General features: G+C 66.8%; 15 protein-coding genes. 3 read left to right on the forward strand and 12 right to left on the reverse strand.

The genetic code is table 11. From position 1 onward, the window contains the following. Positions 1-174 precede the first annotated feature (174 nt). The 3 genes from pepN to L3N39_RS12805 all read left to right on the forward strand — a co-directional run bounded on the left by pepN (position 175) and on the right by L3N39_RS12805 (position 6,524). Entirely contained in the window at positions 175-2,835 is a 2,661-nt protein-coding gene (gene pepN, locus L3N39_RS12795) for an aminopeptidase N (protein ID WP_237257715.1), read from the forward strand. A gap of 208 nt (positions 2,836-3,043) precedes the next feature. Further along, entirely contained in the window at positions 3,044-4,126 is a 1,083-nt protein-coding gene (locus L3N39_RS12800; RefSeq protein WP_237257716.1) for a WD40/YVTN/BNR-like repeat-containing protein, read from the forward strand. Between the two features lie 22 nt (positions 4,127-4,148). Beyond that, a complete protein-coding gene (locus L3N39_RS12805; RefSeq protein WP_237257717.1) occupies positions 4,149-6,524 on the forward strand; it encodes an efflux RND transporter permease subunit in 2,376 nt (791 codons plus the stop codon). Positions 6,525-6,652: 128 nt separating this feature from the next. Here the strand turns inward: L3N39_RS12805 and nuoN are convergent, their stop codons facing one another. From nuoN to L3N39_RS12865, 12 genes are all read right to left on the reverse strand, one after another. Then, on the reverse strand, positions 6,653-8,122 hold the full coding sequence (gene nuoN, locus L3N39_RS12810) for an NADH-quinone oxidoreductase subunit NuoN (RefSeq protein ID WP_237257718.1): 1,470 nt from the start codon (positions 8,120-8,122) through the stop codon (positions 6,653-6,655). A gap of 7 nt (positions 8,123-8,129) precedes the next feature. Beyond that, on the reverse strand, positions 8,130-9,662 hold the full coding sequence (nuoM, locus tag L3N39_RS12815) for an NADH-quinone oxidoreductase subunit M (RefSeq protein ID WP_237257719.1): 1,533 nt from the start codon (positions 9,660-9,662) through the stop codon (positions 8,130-8,132). Between the two features lie 21 nt (positions 9,663-9,683). Beyond that, positions 9,684-11,528, reverse strand: coding sequence for an NADH-quinone oxidoreductase subunit L (nuoL, locus tag L3N39_RS12820; protein ID WP_237257720.1), 1,845 nt, complete (start codon positions 11,526-11,528; stop codon positions 9,684-9,686). After that, positions 11,525-11,833: an NADH-quinone oxidoreductase subunit NuoK gene (gene nuoK / locus L3N39_RS12825; RefSeq protein WP_041104965.1), complete on the reverse strand. Its 309-nt coding sequence runs from the start codon at positions 11,831-11,833 to the stop codon at positions 11,525-11,527. Before nuoK ends, nuoL begins: the two co-directional genes overlap by 4 nt. Before the next feature lie 3 nt (positions 11,834-11,836). After that, positions 11,837-12,337 carry an NADH-quinone oxidoreductase subunit J gene (gene nuoJ, locus L3N39_RS12830; RefSeq protein WP_237144929.1) on the reverse strand — a complete coding sequence of 167 codons (501 nt, stop codon included), beginning with the start codon at positions 12,335-12,337 and terminating at the stop codon, positions 11,837-11,839. A gap of 40 nt (positions 12,338-12,377) precedes the next feature. Next, a complete protein-coding gene (gene nuoI / locus L3N39_RS12835) occupies positions 12,378-12,926 on the reverse strand; it encodes an NADH-quinone oxidoreductase subunit NuoI (RefSeq protein WP_041104969.1) in 549 nt (182 codons plus the stop codon). Positions 12,927-12,938: 12 nt separating this feature from the next. Next, positions 12,939-13,931 carry an NADH-quinone oxidoreductase subunit NuoH gene (gene nuoH, locus L3N39_RS12840; protein WP_041104971.1) on the reverse strand — a complete coding sequence of 331 codons (993 nt, stop codon included), beginning with the start codon at positions 13,929-13,931 and terminating at the stop codon, positions 12,939-12,941. After that, entirely contained in the window at positions 13,928-16,657 is a 2,730-nt protein-coding gene (gene nuoG / locus L3N39_RS12845) for an NADH-quinone oxidoreductase subunit NuoG (RefSeq protein WP_237257721.1), read from the reverse strand. Before nuoG ends, nuoH begins: the two co-directional genes overlap by 4 nt. A 123-nt stretch (positions 16,658-16,780) precedes the next feature. After that, positions 16,781-18,130: an NADH-quinone oxidoreductase subunit NuoF gene (gene nuoF, locus L3N39_RS12850; RefSeq protein WP_237257722.1), complete on the reverse strand. Its 1,350-nt coding sequence runs from the start codon at positions 18,128-18,130 to the stop codon at positions 16,781-16,783. After that, complete coding sequence (nuoE, locus tag L3N39_RS12855; protein ID WP_041104975.1) at positions 18,127-18,621, reverse strand: NADH-quinone oxidoreductase subunit NuoE; 495 nt, start codon at positions 18,619-18,621, stop codon at positions 18,127-18,129. The genes nuoF and nuoE overlap by 4 nt, the downstream gene beginning before the upstream one ends. A 1-nt stretch (position 18,622) precedes the next feature. Further along, positions 18,623-20,404: an NADH-quinone oxidoreductase subunit C/D gene (nuoC, locus tag L3N39_RS12860; RefSeq protein ID WP_237257724.1), complete on the reverse strand. Its 1,782-nt coding sequence runs from the start codon at positions 20,402-20,404 to the stop codon at positions 18,623-18,625. 69 nt (positions 20,405-20,473) lie between these two features. Continuing rightward, positions 20,474-21,148, reverse strand: a complete 675-nt coding sequence (locus tag L3N39_RS12865; protein WP_237257726.1) for a NuoB/complex I 20 kDa subunit family protein — start codon at positions 21,146-21,148, stop codon at positions 20,474-20,476. Positions 21,149-21,150: the final 2 nt, after the last annotated feature.

Raw genomic sequence — 21,150 nt, forward strand, 5'->3', positions numbered from 1 at the left:
TCGAGGGTGAGCGGGGTGGAGCAGCCGCGTGGAAAAGGCTTCGCCGTTTCCCACCCTACAAGTCGCCCGCGACAGACGTTAAGCTCGAGGCATTGCGGCCCGGCCCGAGGGCTGGTGCCATCGCCACTTTCCCGCTTGAAGCTTGCCGCTTGAAGCTCAGCCGACGAGGTTCCCATGCGCACCGAACAACCGAAAGTCATTCATCTCAAGGACTACCAGGCGCCCGAATACCTGATCGACGAGACCCACCTGACCTTCGAACTGCATGAGGACCGCACCCTGGTGCACGCGCAGCTGGTGATGCGGCGCAACCCGCAACAGCCAGCCGGCAAGCTGCCGCCGCTGGAGCTGCATGGCCAGGAACTGGAGCTGATCTCGCTGGCGCTGGACGACCGCGAGCTGGGCCTGGGCGACTACCAGGTCAGCGCCGATACCCTGACCCTGCAGCCGACCGCCGAGCGCTTCGTCATCGACAGCAGCGTGGTGATCCACCCCGAGCGCAACACCGCGCTGGAGGGGCTGTACAAGTCCGGCAAGATGTTCTGCACCCAGTGCGAGGCCGAGGGCTTTCGCAAGATTACCTACTACCTCGACCGCCCGGACGTGATGAGCACCTTCACCACCACGGTCAGCGCCGACAAGCAGCGCTATCCGATCCTGCTGTCCAACGGCAACCCCCTCGCCAGTGGCGAGGAAGACGACGGCCGGCATTGGGCGACCTGGGAAGATCCGTTCCGCAAGCCGGCCTACCTGTTCGCCCTGGTGGCGGGTGACCTCTGGTGCGTGGAAGACAGCTTCACCACCCTGAGCGGTCGCGAGGTGGCGCTGCGCATCTACGTCGAGCCGGAAAACATCGACAAGTGCCAGCACGCCATGGACAGCCTGAAGCGCTCGATGAAGTGGGACGAGGAGGTCTACGGCCGCGAGTACGACCTGGACATCTTCATGATCGTCGCGGTCAACGACTTCAACATGGGCGCCATGGAGAACAAGGGCCTCAACATCTTCAACTCCAGCGCCGTGCTGGCGCGCGCCGAAACCGCCACCGATGCCGCGCACCAGCGGGTCGAGGCGATCGTCGCCCACGAGTACTTCCACAACTGGTCGGGCAACCGGGTGACCTGCCGCGACTGGTTCCAGCTCTCGCTCAAGGAAGGCTTCACGGTCTTCCGCGACGCCGGCTTCTCCGCCGATATGAACTCGCCGACGGTCAAGCGCATCGAGGACGTCGCCTACCTGCGCACCTACCAGTTCGCCGAGGACGCCGGCCCCATGGCGCATTCGGTGCGCCCGGAGTCGTTCATCGAGATCTCCAACTTCTACACCCTGACCGTCTACGAAAAGGGTGCCGAAGTGGTGCGCATGATCCAGACGCTGCTCGGCAAGGACGGCTTCCGCAAGGGCAGCGACCTGTACTTCGAGCGCCACGACGGCCAGGCGGTGACCGTCGATGACTTCGTCAAGGCGATGGAGGATGCCAATGGCGCCGACCTCAGCCAGTTCAAGCGCTGGTACAGCCAGGCCGGCACACCGCGCCTGGCGGTCAGCGAGGAATACGACGCGGCGGCGCAGACCTACCGCCTGACCTTCCGCCAGAGCTGCCCGCCGACTCCGGGCCAGCCGAGCAAGCAGCCCTTCGTGATTCCCGTCGAGCTGGGCCTGCTGGCCGCCGACGGCAGCGACCTGCCGCTGCGCCTGGAAGGCGAGGCCGCCGCGCAGGGCCGCAGCCGGGTGCTGGCGGTGACCGAGGCCGAGCAGAGCTTCACCTTCGTCGATGTCGCCGAGCGCCCGTTGCCGTCCCTGCTGCGCGGCTTTTCCGCGCCGGTGAAGCTGGAGTTCGCCTACGACCGCGACCAGCTGATGTTCCTCATGCAGCACGATTCCGATGGCTTCAACCGCTGGGAAGCCGGGCAGCAGCTGTCGGTGCAGGTGCTCGGCGAACTGGTCGGCCAGCACCAGCGCGGCGAAGCCTTGGCGATGGACGAGCGCCTGCTCGCTGCACTGCGCACGCTACTGGGTAACGAGAGCCTGGATGCGGCGATGGTCGCCGAGATGCTCTCGCTGCCGAGCGAGGCCTATCTCACCGAACTCGCCGAGGTAGCCGACGTCGATGCCATCCACGCGGCCCGCGAGTTCGCCCGCCGGCGCATCGCCGAGGCGCTGTTCGAGCCGCTCTGGCAGCGCTACCAGGCCAACCGCGCGGTGTCGCGTGCCACGCCCTACGTTGCCACGGCCGAGCACTTCGCCCGCCGCGCGCTGCAGAACATCGCGCTGTCGTACCTGATGCTCAGCGAGAAGGCCGAGGTGCTCGAAGCCTGCCTCGAGCAGTTCGACCAGGCCGACAACATGACCGAACGCCTGACCGCGCTGGCCGTGCTGGTCAATTCGCCGTTCGCCGCCGAGCGCGACCAGGCCCTGGCGGCCTTCGCCGAGCACTTCAAGGACAATCCGCTGGTCATGGACCAGTGGTTCAGCGTGCAGGCCGGCAGCCCGCTGCCCGGTGGCCTGGAGCGTGTGCGGCACCTGATGAACCACCCGGCGTTCACCCTGAAGAACCCGAACAAGGTGCGCGCGCTGATCGGCGCCTTCGCCAACCAGAACCTGGTGAACTTCCACCGCGCCGATGGCTCGGGCTATCGTTTCCTGGCCGACCAGGTCATCACGCTCAACGCGATGAACCCGCAGATCGCCTCGCGCCTGCTCGCGCCGCTGACTCGCTGGCGCAAGTACGATGCTGCGCGCCAGGCGCTGATGAAGCACGAGCTGGAACGCATCCTTGCCTCGGGCGAACTGTCCAGCGACGTCTACGAGGTGGTCAGCAAGAGCCTTGCCTGACGGCCAGGGAACCGGCGCAGAAGGCCGATCGCGTCCCGCGGTCGGCCTTTTTTGCATCTGCAGATCGGTGCCGGGGCCCCGCCAGCCATGGGCTGGAGCGTTAACAAAACATAACGTCGCGCCAATTGTACGGCTTGGGGAAAGCTGGCTAGATGGCCCTGCCTGGTAAAAACCGGGACTTACCTAAATAAGAATAAAGGGGGTATGTATGCGTGAGCCCGTTTCGCGGCGCACACCGTTCGGCCACGTTCCGGCCAGCGCCCGCCAGGGGGCCTTCGGCCTCGTCGGCGCACTTTCGCTCTGCGCGACGATCTCGCTTGCGTTGCTGGGCGCCGCTCCCGCCCAGGCCCAGGCGGTGGCCGATCCGCAGATCCGCTATTCCATCGAATCACGCAAGGCATCCTCCAGCCTGCTGCTCGACGTGGCCAGGGCCGGCGACCGGCTGGTGGCGGTCGGCGATCGCGGGCACGTGCTGTATTCCGACGACGAAGGGCGCAACTGGACGCAGGCCAAGGTGCCGACCCGGCAGATGCTCACCGCCATCTACTTCATCGACGCCAGCCATGGCTGGGCCGTGGGCCACGATGCGCTGATCCTCGCCACCCGCGATGGCGGCCAGAGCTGGACGGTGCAGTACGAGGAGCGCGAGCGCGAGGCGCCGCTGCTCGACGTCTGGTTCGGCGACACGCGGCACGGCCTGGCGGTCGGCGCCTACGGGGCGCTGCTCGAGACCACCGACGGCGGGCAGAACTGGGAAGACGTCAGCGACCGCCTCGACAACGAGGATGGCTTCCACCTCAACGCCATCGCCCAGGTCGGCGAGAACGGCCTGTTCATCGTCGGCGAGATGGGCGGCATCTACCGCTCGCGTGATCGCGGGCAGAGCTGGGAAGCGCTCGAATCGCCCTACGACGGCTCCTTCTTCGGCGTGCTCGGCGGCAACGACCCCGAGGTGGTGCTCGCCTACGGCCTGCGCGGCCACCTGTTCCGCTCCACCGACTTCGGCGACAGCTGGCAGCAGATCCGCTTGCAGAACGGCGGCGGCAATCCGCTGGAGGCCGGCCTGGCCGACGGCAACCGCCTGGCCGACGGCCGGGTGGTGATCGTCGGGCACGGCGGCAGCGTGCTGACCAGCGCCGACCAGGGCCGTACCTTCACCTATCACAGCCGGCCGGATCGACTGTCCCTGGCCGGTGTCATCGCAGACAAGCAGGGCAACCTCGTCCTCGTCGGCCAGGGTGGCGTACGCCTCGCCACGCCGACCGGCGCGGAACTGGCGCAACAACAATAAGCAAGCCGGGAGTTCTCCACGCATGAGCCAACATCAGCAACGACCGGCGTCGCTCCTCGAGCGCCTGGTATTCAACAATCGCCCGGCGGTGATCTTCATCTGCCTGCTGATCAGCATCGTGCTGTTCTACCAGGCCGCCCAGGTGCGCCCGGAAACCAGCTTCGAGAAGATGATCCCGCTGGGGCATCCCTACATCCAGAAGATGCTCGAGCATCGCAACGACCTGGCCAACCTGGGCAACACGGTGCGCATCTCAGTCGAGGCGACCGAGGGCGACATCTTCACCAAGGAGTACATGGAGACGCTGCGGCAGATCCACGACGAGGTGTTCTACATCCCCGGGGTCGACCGTTCGAACCTCAAGTCGCTGTGGAGCCCGAGCGTGCGCTGGACGGCGGTCACCGAGGAAGGCTTCGCCGGCGGTGAGGTGATTCCGCAGACCTATGACGGCTCGGAACAGAGCCTCGAGGACCTGCGCGACAACGTGCTGCGCTCCGGGCAGATCGGCCGCCTGGTGGCCAACAACTTCAAGTCGAGCATCGTCGACGTGCCGCTGATGGAGTCCTACCCGGACCCGGAAGACCCCAGCCGGCAGATCAAGCTGGACTACCAGCAGTTCTCCCATGAGCTGGAGAACAAGATCCGCGAGAAGTACCAGGCGCAGAACCCGAACGTCGAGGTGCACATCATCGGCTTCGCCAAGAAGGTCGGCGACCTGATCGACGGGCTGGTGGGCGTGGCGCTGTTCTTCATCGTCGCGATCGGCGTCACCTTCCTGCTGCTGCTGTGGTTCACCCGCTGCGTGAAGAGCACGGTCGCGGTGCTGGTCACCACGCTGATCGCCGTGGTCTGGCAGCTCGGCCTGCTACACACCCTGGGCTTCGGGCTCGATCCCTACTCGATGCTGGTGCCGTTCCTGGTATTCGCCATCGGCATTTCCCACGGCGTGCAGAAGATCAACGGCATCGCCATCGCCTCGGGGCAGACCACCGACCCGCTGGCCGCGGCGCGCATGGCCTTCCGCCAGCTGTTCGTCCCAGGCATGGTCGCGCTGCTGTCCGATGCGGTGGGCTTCGTCACCCTGCTGCTGATCGACATCGGCGTGATCCGCGAGCTGGCCATTGGCGCCTCGCTGGGCGTCGCGGTGATCATCCTGACCAACCTGATCCTGCTGCCGGTGACCATCTCCTACCTGGGCATCAGCCAGAAGGCGATCAAGCAGAGCCGCGAGGAAGCCGCCAAGGACCATCCGTTCTGGCGCGCGCTGTCGAACTTCGCCAGCCCGACGGTGGCGCCGATCTCCATCTGCATCGCCGTGCTGGCGCTGGCGGGCGGCCTCTGGTACGGGCAGAACCTGAAGATCGGCGACCTCGACCAGGGCGCGCCGGAGCTGCACCCGGATTCGCGCTACAACCTGGACAACGACTTCGTCATCAGCAACTACTCCACCAGCTCCGACGTGCTGGTGATCATGGTCAAGACCGCGCCGGAAGGCTGCTCGCACTACGACACGCTGTCGGCCATGGACGAGCTGATGTGGCGCATGGAGAACACCGCGGGCGTGCAGTCGGCGGTGTCGATGGTCACGGTGGCGCGCCAGGGCATCAAGGGCATGAACGAGGGCAGCCTCAAGTGGGAGACGCTGTCGCGCAACCCGCACGTGCTGAACAACTCCATCGCCCGCGCCGAAGGCATGTACAACAGCGACTGCTCGCTGGCACCGGTGCTGGTGTTCCTCAATGACCACAAGGCCGAGACGCTGGACCACGTGGTCGCCACGGCCCGCGAGTTCGCCGAGGAGAACAACCGCGAGGGGCTGGAGTTCGTGCTTGCCGCCGGCAATGCCGGTATCGAGGCGGCGACCAACGAGGTGATCGCCGAATCCGAGATCACCATGCTGATCGCGGTCTACGCGGCGGTGAGCTTCATGTGCCTGCTGACCTTCCGCTCCGTCGCGGCGACCCTCTGCGTGATCCTGCCGCTGGTGCTGACCTCGATCCTCGGTAATGCGCTGATGGCCTTCATGGGCATTGGCGTGAAGGTGGCCACCCTGCCGGTGATCGCCCTGGGCGTGGGCATCGGCGTGGACTACGGCATCTACATCTACAGCCGCCTGGAGAGCTACCTGCGCCAGGGCATGACCCTGCAGGAAGCCTACTACCAGACGCTGAAGTCGACCGGCAAGGCGGTGGTGTTCACCGGAATCTGCCTGGCCATCGGCGTGGTGACCTGGGTGTTCTCGGCGATCAAGTTCCAGGCCGACATGGGCCTGATGCTGACCTTCATGTTCCTCTGGAACATGGTCGGCGCGATCTGGCTGCTGCCGGCACTGGCGCGCTTCCTGATCAAGCCGGAGAAGCTGGCCGGCAAGGTGGGCGGTCCGGCGCTGGTGAACTGACGGCAGGTCGCGCAGGACCGGAGGCCCGCATCGAAGGATGCGGGCCTCTTTGCTTTCCAGCAGGGTCACTCAAGGCATAAGGCAAAACGCCCCGAGCAGTCGGGGCGTTTTGCCTGCAGGCCTCGCGCTCAGAGCGCCGCGAGGCCGGCCTGCTGCACCAGTTCCAGCAGCGGCTGCGGGTAGACGCCAAGGAAGAACGCCAGCAGTGCGATCGCCAGCAGCATCACGCCACCGGCACGCTGGCCCCAGTCGAACGGCGCATCGTGACGGCGCAGCCCCGGCTCGACGAGAAACAGCGTGACCATCACCCGCAGGTAGTAATACAGGCCGATGGCGCTGCCGGCGATGAGCGCACCGATCAGCCACCACTGGCGCGACTCGACACCGGTGGCCACCACGTAGAACTTGCCGATGAAGCCAGCCGTCAGCGGAATGCCGGCCAAGGACAGCATCATCACCGTGAGCACCGCGGTCAGGTACGGCCTGCGCCAGAACAGCCCGCGGTATTCGTACAGCGCATCGGCATCGCGGCCCTGGAAGGGGCTGGACATCAGGGTGATCACGCCGAACGCACCGAGGCTGGTGAGCACGTAGGTGGCCAGGTAGACGCCGATGGCCTCCACCGCCAGGCCGTCGCTGGCGATCAGTGCCACCAGCAGGTAACCGAAGTGGGCGATGGAGGAGTAGCCGAGCAGGCGCTTGAGGTTGCTCTGGTTCAGCGCCAGCAGGTTACCGCCGAGGATCGAGGCAATGGCGATCAGGCCCAGGGCATCGTTCAGCCAGCCGCCGCTGGTGGCCGGCGAGAGCTGGTAGAGGCGCAGCAGCACGGCGAACACCGCGACCTTGCTGGCCGTGGCGAGGAATGCCGAGACCGGCGCCGGCGCGCCCTCGTAGACGTCCGGCGTCCACAGGTGGAAGGGTACCAGCGAGAGCTTGAAGCCAAGGCCGATCAGCATCAGGCCGATGCCGGCCTGCACCAGCGGCGAGGCGCCCTGGGCGGCGAGGCTGGTGCCGATCTCGACGAACACCAGGCTGCCGGACTCGGCATACATCAGCGCCATGCCGAACAGCAGGAAGGCACTGCCGGCGGCCGACAGCACCATGTACTTGATGCCGGCCTCCAGCGAGCGGCGGTTGAAGAAGGCGTAGGCCACCAGCCCGTAGACCGGCACCGAAAGCAGTTCCAGGCCGATGAACAGGCCGGCCAGGTGCCGTGCGCAGACCAGCACCAGGCCGCCGGCCGCCGACAGCAGCATCAGCAGGTAGAGCTCCTCGCGGTTGCCGGGGAAGCCCTCGGCGCCGGGCTTCTCACCCAGGTAGGCATGCGCCAGGGTCACGCAGGCAAGCGTCGCCAGCAGGATCAGCGCCATGTAGAAGTAGGCAAAGCTGTCGAGCTGCAGCAGCGTGGTGACCTGCAGCGCCAGCGGCTGGTGGGCGACCGGGATCGAGAGCAGCGCGAGTACCAGGCCCGCGGCGCTGAGCACGAAGCTCAGGCCATGGTTGCGCCGCCAGGCGATGGCCAGCATCACCACCACCAGGGTGGCGCTGACGATCAGCAACGGCAGCAGGGCGATGAAGTGTTGTGCAGTGAATTCCATAGCGCGACTACCGGGCCGAAACGAGAGGGGAGAGGGCGGATCCGATCCACTGCTGCACACCGTTCATGGTCGCCAGCGAGGTGTCGAAGACCGGCTGCGGATAGACGCCGAGCAGCACCAGCAGTGCGGCGAGCAGCAGGATCATGCCGACCTCGCGGGCGTCCATGCCGGCCAGTGCGGCGTCGCTACGGGCCGGGCCGAAATGTGCGCGATGAACCATCGCCAGCGAATAGATCGAGGCCAGCACCACGCCGAACGTCGCCATTACCACCACCCAGGGCGCCTGGGCGAAGGCACCGAACAGCACGACGAACTCGCCGACGAAGTTGCCGGTGCCCGGCAGGCCGAGCGAGGCGGCGGCGAAGAACAGGCTCAGCGCCGGCAGCCACGGCAGCCGCGACCAGAGGCCGCCCATCTCGCGCAGGTCTCGCGTATGCAGGCGCTCGTAGAGCTGGCCGCAGAGGATGAACAGCGCGGCAGCCGACAGGCCGTGGGCGATCATCAGCACCACCGCGCCTTGCAGCGCCAGCTCGCTGCCCGAGTAGATGCCGATCAGCACGAAGCCCATGTGCGAGATGCTCGAGTAGGCCACCAGGCGCTTGATGTCGCTCTGCGCGAACGACAGCAGGGCGCCGTAGAAGATGCCGATCAGGCCCAGCGCCATGGCGATCGGGGCGAACTCCACCGAGGCATTGGGGAACAGCGGCAGGGCGAAGCGGATCATGCCGTAGGCGGCGGTCTTGAGCAGGATGCCGGCCAGGTCGACGGAGCCTGCGGTCGGCGCCTGGGCGTGGGCGTCGGGCAGCCAGGCGTGCAGCGGGACGATGGGAAACTTCACCGCAAAGGCGATGAAGAAGCCGAGCATCAGCAGGTACTCGATCGCCGGGTCGAGCTGGGCCTTGAGCAGCAGGGCGTAGTCGAAGGTCAGTACCCCGGTGTTGCTGTAGTTGACCAGCACCAGGCCGAGGATGGCGACCAGCATGATCAGGCCGCTGGCCTGGGTATAGATGAAGAACTTGGTCGCCGCGTTGATCCGCGAACGCTTGTTCTCGTTGGAGCTGTGACCCCAGAGCGCGATGAGGAAGTACATCGGCACCAGCATCATTTCCCAGAAGAAGAAGAACAGGAACAGGTCGAGCGCGAGGAACACGCCGACCACGCCGCCGAGGATCCACATCAGGTTGAGGTGGAAGAAGCCGACGTGGCGCTGGATCTCCTTCCACGAGCAGAGCACCGAGAGCACGCCGAGCACGCCGGTGAGCAGCACCATCAGCAACGACAGGCCGTCCAGCGCCAGGTGCAGGTTGATGCCGAAGCGCTCGATCCAGGCGTGCTTGAATTCCAGCGGCCAGCTGGCGGCGGCGTCCGGGCGCGGGGCGAAGCTGTAGTCACCCGAGCCCCACAGCCAGAGGCCGAGGCCGAACAGCAGGGCCATGGTGAACAGGGCGATCCAGCGCGGCAGGGTCTGGTCGAAGCGCTCGACCAGCCAGCAGAGCAGGCCACCGATGAAGGGAATCAGGATTAGCCAGGGCAGAATCACGATTGATGGTCCTTAGGCAAGTCAGAGCAGAACGATGCCGAGCAGTAGCACTGCTCCGCCGACGAGGGACGCCGCATACCAGCGCAGCCGGCCGTTTTCGCTGCGGCTAAGCAGCGTGTGGCTGCCCTGCGCGGTGCGTGGAACCAGGCCGATGGTGGCGTCGATCGGGTCGCGCGCCAGCAGCCGGCAGAGCAGCAGGTAGGGCTGCACGAAGAGCTTGTCGTAGAGCCAGTCGAAGCCCCAGGCGGCATACCACCAGGCACCCAGCAGACGGCCAGGGGCACTCTGCGCGACGGCATTGACCAGCCTGCGGCGGCCGAGAAACAGCAGCGCCGCAAGGACGATGCCGGCCAGGGCGATGGCGCCGGAGGCGATCTCCAGGCTGTGCTTGGCCTCGCCACCGGCATGGCCGATGCTCTCGGGCAGCACGCCGGCCAAAGGCGGCACGATCCAGGCTCCGATGAAGGTCGACAGCACGATCAGCACGGCCAGCGGCAGGTTGTGGGCCAGGCCGTGGCCGGCATGCGCCTGGGTCTTCGCCTCGCCGTGGAAGGCGGTGAAGATCAGCCGGAAGGTATACAGCGAGGTCAGGAAGGCGCCGGCCAGGCCCGCATATAGCAGGCCCTGGTGGCCGCTGGCGAAGGCTTCCCAGAGGATCTCGTCCTTCGAGTAGAAGCCGGCGGTGACCAGTGGCAGCGCGGCCAGCGCGCAGCCGCCGACGACGAAGCTGGCATAGGCCAGCGGCAGCTTCTTCCACAGCCCGCCCATGTTGAAGATGTTCTGCTCGTGGTGGCAGGCGTGAATGACCGCACCGGAGGCGAGGAACAGCAGCGCCTTGAAGAAGGCGTGGGTCATCAGGTGGAAGATCGCCGCGTCCCAGGCCTGCACGCCGAGGGCGAGGAACATGTAGCCCAGCTGGCTCATGGTCGAGTAGGCGAGGATGCGCTTGATGTCGGTCTGCACCAGCGCAGCGAAGCCGGCCAGCACCAGGGTCACCGCGCCGACCAGGCCGACCAGCTCGAGCACTTCGGGCGCCAGCAGGAATAGGCCGTGGGTGCGGGCGATCAGGTACACGCCGGCGGTCACCATGGTCGCCGCGTGGATCAGTGCCGACACCGGAGTCGGGCCGGCCATGGCGTCGGCCAGCCAGGTCTGCAGCGGCAGCTGGGCGGACTTGCCCACCGCGCCGCCGAGCAGCGCGAGGGTCGCCAGGGTGATCCACAGGTCGCCTTCGGCGAAGCGCTGCGGCGCCAGTGCCAGCAGTTCCTGGATGTTCAGCGTGCCGAGCTGGACGAAGAGGATGAACAGGCCGAAGGCCATGAACACGTCACCCACGCGGGTGACGACAAAGGCCTTCATCGCCGCATTGCCGTTCTTGCGCTCCTTGAAGTAGAAGCCGATCAGCAGGTACGAGCACAGGCCCACGCCTTCCCAGCCGAAGTACAGCAGCAGCAGGTTGTCGCCGAGTACCAGCAGCAACATGCTGAAGATGAACAGGTTGGTGTAGGCGAAGAAGCGCGAGTAGCCTTCCTCGCCGCGCATGTACCAGCTGGCGAACAGGTGGATCAGGAAGCCCACGCCGGTGACCACGCCGAGCATGGTCAGCGACAGGCCGTCCAGGTGCAGACCGATGTCGGCGCGAAAGCCCGCGACATCGAGCCATTGCCAGAGCAGCTGGGTATGCGCGCCAGCGGCGGGCGGCGCGACATTGAACTGCCAGATGATCCAGGCGCTGGTCAGGGCCGAGAGGCCCACCGAGCCGACACCGATGATCGCCGCGAGGTTTTCCGACAGCCGCCCACGCGAGAAGGCGAGCAGGAAGTAGCCCAGCAGCGGGAACGCGAAGGTCAGGGGTAGTAGGTTCATCCGTGCATCTCGCTTGCGGCGTCGACGTCGAGGGTGTTGAAGCGGCGGTACAGCTGCAGCAGGATCGCCAGGCCGATGGCCGCCTCGGCCGCGGCCAGGGTGATCACCAGGATGAACATGATCTGCCCGTCCGGCTGGCCCCAGCGGCTACCGGCCACCACGAAGGCCAGGCCCGCGGCGTTCATCATGATTTCCAGGCTCATCAGCATGAACAGGATGTTGCGGCGCACCATCAGGCCCACCAGGCCCAGGCAGAACAGCACGGCGGCGACGGCCAAGCCGTGTTCGAGCGGTATGGCTTGCATGGCTTACTCCTTCGCCTCGTGACGGCCCAGGTGATAGGCGGCGACCAGCGCGCCGAGCAGCAGCAGCGAGGCCAGCTCGACGGCCAGCAGGTAGGGGCCGAACAGGGCGATGCCGACCTCCTTGGGGCCGACGCTGGTTGCGGCCAGCGTGGCGTTGCTCGGCTCGCCGAACAGCACGTAGAGCAACTGGGCGAGCAGCGCCGCAGCGAGCAGCGACGGGCCGACCCACACGCCGGGCCTGAGCCAGGCGCGTTCCTGCTGCGCTACCGCCGGGCCGAGGTTGAGCATCATCACGACGAAGACGAACAGCACCATGATGGCGCCGGCGTAGACGATGATCTCCAGCGCGCCGGCAAAGGGGGCGCCGAGGGAGAAGAAGCACATGGCCACCGCCAGCAGCGAGATGACCAGGTAGAGCAGGGCATGCACCGGGTTGCTGGCGCTGATCACCCGCAGGGTGGCCACCACCGCCGCGCCGGAGGCGAAGTAGAAGGCGAATTCCATCAGAGACTCCTGGCGCGCTGGAAGGCTGGATCGAAAGGCGTCATGGCAGCAGCCCCTTGACGTTGATCGGCTCGGCCTCGGCCTGGGCCGCGCCCTTGGGCTTGCCGGCGATGGCCATGCCGGCGACGCGGTAGAAGTTGTAGTCCGGGTTCTTGCCGGGGCCGGAGATCAGCAGGTCTTCCTTTTCGTAGACCAGGTCCTGGCGCTTGTACTCGCCCATCTCGAAGTCCGGCGTCAGCTGGATCGCGGTGGTCGGGCAGGCCTCCTCGCACAGGCCGCAGAAGATGCAGCGCGAGAAGTTGATGCGGAAGAACTCCGGGTACCAGCGGCCGTCCTCGGTCTCGGCCTTCTGCAGCGAGATACAGCCGACCGGGCAGGCCACCGCGCAGAGGTTGCAGGCCACGCAGCGCTCCTCGCCGTCGGGGTCGCGGGTCAGCACGATGCGACCGCGGTAGCGTGGCGGCAGGTAGACCGGTTCTTCGGGGTATTGCAGGGTGTCGCGCTTGCGGAAGGCATGGCCGAAGACCATCACCAGGCTGCGCAACTGGGTGTAGGTGCCGTGCAGCACCTCGCCGATGTACTTGAACATTGCGTCCTCTCCTTACTGCGCGGCCAGCACGAGCGCGCCGGTCACCAGCAGGTTGATCAGGGTCAGCGGCAGGCAGAACTTCCAGCTGAAGGCCATCACCTGGTCGTAGCGCGGCCGCGGGATCGAGGCGCGCAAGAGGATGAAGACCATGATGAAGAAGCCGGTCTTGAGCGCGAACCAGAAGAACGACAGCCAGGGCAGCGTCTCAAGGAACGGGCCGTGCCAGCCGCCGAAGAACAGCGTGGTCAACAGCGCAGAAACCAGCACGATGCCGATGTACTCGCCGACGAAGAACATGCCCCACTTCATGCCCGCGTACTCGATGTGATAGCCGTCGGCGAGCTCCTGCTCGGCCTCGGGCTGGTCGAACGGGTGGCGGTGGGTCACCGCGACGCCAGCGATGAAGAAGGTCGCGAAGCCGAGGAACTGCGGGATGATGAACCACAGGTGCTGCTGCTGGTACTCGACGATGTCGCGCATGTTGAACGAGCCGACCTGGGCGACGATGCCCATCAGCGACAGGCCGAGGAACACCTCGTAGGACACCGTCTGCGCCGAGGCGCGCAGGCTGCCGAGCAGGGCGAACTTGTTGTTGCTCGACCAGCCGGCGAAGAGCACCGCATACACCGTCAACCCGGCCATGGCGAAGAAGAACAGCAGGCCGATGTTCAGGTCCGCCACGCCCCAGGTCGGGGTCACCGGCACCACGGCGAAGGCGATCAGCAGCGAACTCATCGCCACCACCGGCGCCAGGGTGAAGATCGGCTTGTCGACGAAGGGCGGCGTCCAGTCTTCCTTGAAGAACATCTTCAGCATGTCCGCGGCGAGCTGGAACAGGCCGAACGGGCCGACCCGGTTCGGGCCGTAGCGGTCCTGCCAGAGGCCCAGCAGGCGGCGTTCGACGAAGCTGAGCAGTGCGCCGGCGACCACCACCACCAGGAGGATGACGATGGCCTTGAGCACCTGGACGATCACGGCGATGAGTTCGGGCGTGAGCCAGCTCATTGGGCAGCCTCCTCGAGTGCGGTGACGGTCGCGCCGGCGAAGGCCGCGGGGACGCCCGGCAGGCCGACGGGCAGGCCGACCAGCCCGAGCGGCAGGTCGTCGAGGACGCGCAGCGGCAGACGCAGGCGCTGGCCGCGCAACTCGAAGCTGAGCAGCGCGCCCTCGTTCACGCCCAGGCGTGCGGCCTCGGCGCCGTTCAGGGCCACATAGGGCTTGGGCATGCGCGCCTGGATCGGCGCGGCCAGGGCCGAGGTTTCGTCGCTGCCGAACAGGTGATGGAGGGCGACCGCCTGCCATTGGCCGCGAGCCGGGGCGAAGGGCGCGTTGACCGCGAACCAGCCCAGGCGGCCGCTGCCGGCGGGAATCAGGCGCACGCCGGGATCACCGGCGCGCAGGTGGCCGCCGACCTCGTCCTGGAACTTGTTCCAGGCCTGTGGCGAATTCCAGCCCGGGGACCAGGCGAAGGGAATCTGCTGCCGGTCCTCGGCGCTGCCGGCGTAGCCTTCCATGGAAAAGGCGAAGGCCGAATCCGGGTCTTGCGGCTGGCGCGGCTCGTGCACGCTGATGTTGGCCCGCATCGCCGTGCGGCCGCTGTAGCGATGCGGCTCGCGGGCGAGCTTCAGGCCCTTGATGCGGAAGTCCGCCTTTGGCGCGGCGTTGCGGATGCCGGCCAGCTGCGGATGGGCGGCGGCGCAGGCCTCGGTGACCTGGTCGAGCTGCGTCCAGTCCACCGGGCGGTGCTGGCGCGTCGAGTGCAGCGCATGCAGCCAGCGCCAGCCTTCGCGCACGCGGATGTCGGCGTTGTAGTAGCTCGGCTCATAGACCTGGAAGAAGCGCTGCGCGCGACCCTCCTGGCTGACCAGGGTGCCGTCGCCCTCGGCGAAGCTGGCCACCGGCAGCAGCAGGTCGGCGCGCGCGGCGGTCTCGGTCTGCTGGTGGTCGGCGACGATGACTACCTGGGCCGCATCCAGCGCGGCATCGACGGCAGCGCGATCCGCGCGGCGGTAGAGGTCGTTCTCCAGCACCAGGACGGCGCTGGCACGGCCATCGACCAGCGCGCGCAGCGCGGCGTCGAGCGAGCGGTCGGCGCTGTCGCCTTCGAGCATCAGCGCCAGGCCCAGGCTGTTGGCCTCGGGCACTACCAGGCTGAGCGAGCCGGCCTTCGCGCGGTTGGCCAGGGCCTGGGCGATGTTCGCCGCGGCTTCGATCAATGCGCGCGAGCCGAGCGAAGCGCCGGAGACCACCAGCGGGCGCTTGGCCGCGAGCAGGGCCTCGGCGATGCGCCCGGCCAGTTGCCGCGCCTCCTCGTCGAGCCCTTCGACGGCCGGGGCGCTGGGGTCGATGGCATGGGCAACGGCGAAGCCCAGACGGGCCAGGTCGTCGGGTGCGGCCTGGACCGTTTCGCAGGCCACATCGTCCAGCCGCGTTTCGCTGACGCTGGCGATGAACAGCGGGCTCAGCGCGTGCTGGGCGACGTTCTGTACCGCCGCCTGGTGCCACTCGGGGATCTTCGCCTGGGCGGCGATCTCGGTGGCCTTGCCCTTGACGGACTGGCGCAGGGCCAGCGCCAGGCGCGCGGCGGTCTGGGTCAGGTCTTCGCCGAGGACGAACACCGCATCGTGTTCCTCGACCTCGCGCATCGACGGCGTCGGCAGCGGGCCGTCGCGCAGGATGTCGCGGACCAGCAGCAGGTTCTCCAGCTCGGCGGCGGCGATACCGGAATAGAAGTGCTCGGCGCCAACCAGCTCGCGCAGGGCATGGTTGCTCTCCAGGCTGGCGCGTGGCGAGCCGATGCCGATCAGGCGATGGCGGGCCAGCAGGTTGGCGGCCTTGTCCAGGGCGGCGTCTACGCCCAGCACCTGGTTCTCCTTGACCAGCAGCGGCTGGCGCGGACGGTCCTTGCGGTTGACGTAGCCATAGCCGAAGCGGCCGCGGTCGCAAAGGAAGTAGTGGTTGACCTCGCCGTTGAAGCGGTTCTCGATGCGGCGGATCTCGCCGTAACGCTCGCCGGGGCTGATGTTGCAGCCGGCCGCGCACTGCTGGCAGATGCTCGGCGCGAACTGCATGTCCCACTTGCGGGTGTAGCGCTCGGAGTGGGTCTTGTCGGTAAACACGCCGGTCGGGCAGACCTCGGTGAGGTTGCCGGCGAATTCGCTCTCCAGCACGCCGTCCTCGACGCGGCCGAAATAGACGTTGTCATGCGCGCCGAATACGCCCAGATCGGTGCCCCCGGCGTAATCCTTGTAGTAGCGCACGCAGCGGTAGCAGGCGATGCAGCGGTTCATCTCGTGGGCGATGAACGGGCCGAGCTCCTGGTTCTGATGGGTGCGTTTGGTGAAGCGGTAGCGGCGCTTGTTGTGGCCGGTCATCACCGTCATGTCCTGCAGGTGACAGTGGCCGCCTTCCTCGCACACCGGGCAGTCGTGCGGGTGGTTGATCATCAGCCACTCGACGACGCTGGCGCGAAACGCCTTGGCTTCCTCGTCGTCGATGCTGATCCAGGTTTTGTCGGTCGCGGGGGTCATGCAGGACATGACGAGGCGACCGCGGGTGTCGTTCTCGTCCTGGTACTGCTTGACCGCGCACTGCCGGCAGGCGCCGACGCTGCCGAGCGCCGGATGCCAGCAGAAATAGGGAATGTCGAGACCGAGCGACAGACAGGCCTGCAGCAGGTTGTCCGCCCCGTCGACCTCGTAGGCTTTGCCGTCTACGTGGATGGTGGCCATTGGATCTTCTTCTTGCCCGCAAGGCGGGCCAGGCTAATGGGAAAGGCTTGGCCGGTGGCGCCGGCAGGCGAGGCAATGGCCTGGGCCAACTTCTCGCCGACGCGTGCGCTCACCGGATCGATCTCAGCTACCGAGGGCCGGCTCGGGGCGGGCGTTCGCCTGTCGGGCGACGCCGGCCTCGAACTCGTCCCGGAAATACTTCACCGCGCTGCCCAGCGGCTCGACGGCACCCGGTGCGTGGGCGCAGAAGGTGCGCCCCGGGCCGAGGAAGTCGACCAGCTGCAGCAGCGTGGCGATGTCCTGCTCGCTGCCCTGGCCGCGCTCGAGCGCACGCAGGATCTTCACGCTCCAGGGCAGGCCGTCGCGGCACGGGGTGCACCAGCCGCAGGACTCGCGGGCAAAGAACTCCTCCATGTTGCGCAGCAGCGACACCATGTTCACGGTCTGGTCGACCGCCAGCGCCAGGCCCGTGCCCATGCGTGTGCCGACCTTGCCGATGCCGCCGGCGTACATCTGCGCCTCGAGATGCTCGGGCAGGAGGAAGCCGGTACCGGCGCCGCCGGGTTGCCAGCACTTGAGCGTATAGCCGTCGCGCATGCCGCCGGCGTAGTCTTCGAACAGCTCGCGGGCGCTGATACCGAACGGTACTTCCCAGATGCCGGGGGTCTTCACCTTGCCGGAGAAGCCCATCAGCTTGGTGCCCATGTCGTCGCTGCCGGGGCGGGCGAGGGTCTTGTACCAGTCCACGCCGTTGCCGATGATCGCCGGCACGTTGCACAGCGTCTCGACGTTGTTCACGCAGGTCGGCTTGCCCCAGACGCCGACGGCGGCGGGGAAGGGCGGCTTGGCGCGCGGGTTGGCGCGGCGGCCTTCGAGCGAATTGATCAGTGCGGTTTCTTCGCCGCAGATGTAGCGCCCGGCGCCGGTGTGCACGAACAGCTCGAAATCGAAGCCGCTGCCGAGGATGTTCCTGCCGAGCAGGCCGGCGGCCTTGGCTTCCTCGATGGCGCGGTTGAGGTTGCGCGCCGCGTCGACGTACTCGCCACGCAGGAAGATGTAGCCGCGGTAGGCCTTCAGCGCGCGGGCGCTGATCAGCATGCCCTCGACCAGGAGGTGCGGCAGCTGCTCCATGAGCAACCGGTCCTTCCAGGTGTTGGGCTCCATCTCGTCGGCATTGCACAAGAGGTAGCGGATGTTCAGCGATTCGTCGGCGGGCATCAGGCCCCACTTCACGCCGGTGGGGAAACCCGCGCCGCCGCGACCCTTGAGGCCGGATTCCTTGACCTGCTGGACGATGTCGGCCTGGGCCATCTCGGCCAGCGCCTTGCGTGCGGCGGCGTAGCCGTTCTTCTGCTGGTATTCCTCGAGCCAGACCGGCTGGCCGTCGTCGCGCAGGCGCCAAGTCAGCGGATGGGTTTCCTCGTGGCGGGCGGCGCGGTTGGCCGGGCCGAGGGAGGCGAGCGCTCGGGTCATGGGTAGGCCTCCAGCAGGGCGGCGACGCCGGCGGCGCTGACGTCGCCGTAGGTGTCGTCGTCGATCATCAGCGCCGGGGCCTTGTCGCAGTTGCCCAGGCAGCACACCGGGATGAGGGTGAAGCGGTTGTCGGCGGTGGTCTGGCCCGGCGCGATGCCGAGCTGCTGCTCGATGGCGCCGAGGATCGATTCGTGGCCGCCGATGTAGCAGGTCATGCTGTCGCAGACGCGGATGATGTGGCGCCCGACCGGCACGCGGAAGATCTGGCTATAGAAGGTGGCCACGCCCTCGACGTCGCTCGCCGGAATGCCGAGCAGCTCGCCGATGGCATCGGCGGCGCCATCGGGCACCCAGCCGCGCTGCTTCTGCACGATCTTCAGCGCCTCGATGCTGGCCGCGCGCGGGTCTTCGTAGTGGTGCATCTCGTGCTCGATGGCCGTGCGCTCGGCGTCGCTGAGAACGAAACGGTCGGTCTTGATAAGCGTGCTCATATCAGCGGTCCACGTCGGCCATGACGAAATCGATGCTGCCCAGGTAGGCGATCAGATCCGCGACCATGCTGCCGCGGATCACCGAGGGAATCTGTTGCAGGTGCGGGAAACTGGGCGTGCGGATGCGCGTGCGGTAGCTCATGGTGCTGCCGTCGCTGGTCAGGTAGTAGCTGTTGATGCCCTTGGTCGCTTCGATCATCTGCAGGCTTTCGTTGGCCGGCATTACCGGGCCCCAGGAGACCTGCAGGAAGTGGGTGATCATGGTCTCGATGTGCTGCAGCGTGCGCTCCTTCGGCGGCGGCGTGGTCAGCGGATGGTCCGCCTTGTACGGCCCCTCGGGCATGTGCTTGAGGCACTGCTCGATGATCCTGAGGCTTTCGCGCATCTCGCCCATCTTCACCATGCAGCGGTCGTAGGCATCGCCATTGGCGGCCAGCGGTACCTCGAACTCGAAGTGCTCGTAGCCCGAATACGGCCGCGCCTTGCGCAGGTCGAAATCCAGCCCGGTGGCGCGCAGGCCGGCGCCGGTGACGCCCCATTCCAGCGCTTCCCTGGTGTTGTAGGCGGCCACGCCGATGGTGCGCCCGCGCAGGATGCTGTTCTTCAGCGCCGCCTTTTCGTACTCGGCCAGGCGCTTTGGCATCCAGTCGAGGAACTCGCGCACCAGGCGGTCCCAGCCACGCGGCAGGTCGTGGGCGACGCCGCCGATGCGATACCAGGCCGGGTGCATGCGAAAGCCGGTGATCGCCTCGATCACCTTGTAGGCGCGCTGGCGGTCGGTAAAGGTGAAGAACACCGGCGTCATGGCGCCGACGTCCTGGATGTAGGTGCCCAGGTACAGCAGGTGGTTCTGGATGCGGAAGAACTCGGCCATCATCACGCGGATGAAATCGACGCGCGCCGGCACCTTGATACCGGCGAGCTTTTCCACCGCGAGCACGTAGGGCAGGTTGTTCATCACCCCGCCGAGGTAGTCGATGCGGTCGGTATAGGGGATGAAGCTGTGCCAGCTCTGCCGCTCGGCCATCTTCTCGGCGCCGCGGTGGTGGTAGCCGATCTCCGGCACGCAATCGACGATTTCCTCGCCGTCGAGCTGCAGGATGATGCGGAAGGCCCCGTGTGCCGAGGGATGGTTCGGGCCGAGGTTGAGGAACATGTAGTCCTCATGCTCGCTGCCGCGCTTCATGCCCCAGTCCTCGGGCTTGAAGCGCAGGGCTTCCTGCTCCAGGTCCTGCTTGGCGGCGTTCAGCGCGTAGGGGTCGAACTCGGTGGCGCGCGCCGGGTAGTCCTTGCGCAGCGGGTGGCCTTCCCAGGTCGGCGGCATCAGCATGCGCGCCAGGTGCGGATGGCCGCGGAAGTCGATGCCGTACATGTCCCAGACTTCGCGCTCGTACCAGTTGGCGTTGGGCCAGATGGACGTGGCAGTGGGCAGGCTGAGGTCGCTTTCCTGCAGTGCCACCTTGATCATCACGTCGCTGTTACGTTCCAGCGACATCAGGTGGTAGAACACGCTGAAGTCGGCATCGGGCAGGCCCTGGCGGTGCGTGCGCAGGCGCTCATCGACGCCATGCAGGTCGTAGAGCATCACATAGGGCTTGGCCACCTGGCGCAGGAAACCGAGCACGTCGAGCAGGCGCTCGCGCGGCACCCAGAGCACCGGCATGCCGGTCAGCGACGGCTGCAGGGTGAAGGTCTCGGCGCCGAAGCGCGCGTTCAGTTCGACGACGATATCCTGGTCGTCAGCCTTGTAGGGCGGGATGTACAGAGCACGGTCTGCAGTCATGGTCTCGGTCGCTATGGGTCAACGTCGGGGTGCGAGCGGACCTTCCCCGGAGGGAAGGCGGGGCAGGGCTCACACGTCGTCGGGGCTGCGCAGGTTGGTAACCTGGATGCGCTGTTCGCGTCGCTGTTCCTTCTGCGAGGGCATCTCGGCACGGTAGATGCCTTGATCGCCGACGACCCAGGACAGCGGTCGACGCTCCTTGCCGATGGATTCCTGCAACAGCTGCAAGCCTTGCAGGAATGCCTCGGGGCGGGGCGGACAGCCCGGTATGTACACGTCCACGGGGAGGAACTTGTCGACCCCCTGAACGACCGAGTAGATGTCGTACATACCACCGGAGTTGGCGCACGAACCCATGGAAATGACCCACTTGGGCTCGAGCATTTGTTCGTAGAGGCGCTGGATGATCGGCGCCATCTTGATGAAGCAGGTACCGGCGATGACCATGAAGTCGGCCTGGCGCGGCGAGGCACGGATCACCTCGGCGCCGAAGCGGGCGATGTCATGGGGCGCGGTGAAGGCAGTCGTCATCTCCACGTAGCAGCACGACAGGCCGAAGTTGTACGGCCACAGGGAGTTCTTGCGCCCCCAGTTGACCGCATCGCTCAGCACGTCCTCGAGCTTGCCCATGTAGATGTTGCGATGGACTTGTCCTTCTAGCGGGTCGGCAACCGTCTCCTGCTGGCCGACCGGATAGCGGTCGACGACCGCATCCGGATCGATCCGGGTGAGTTTGTATTGCATGT

This window comes from Pseudomonas oligotrophica (genome assembly GCF_021726475.1).
GTDB classification, from domain to species: domain Bacteria; phylum Pseudomonadota; class Gammaproteobacteria; order Pseudomonadales; family Pseudomonadaceae; genus Stutzerimonas; species Stutzerimonas oligotrophica.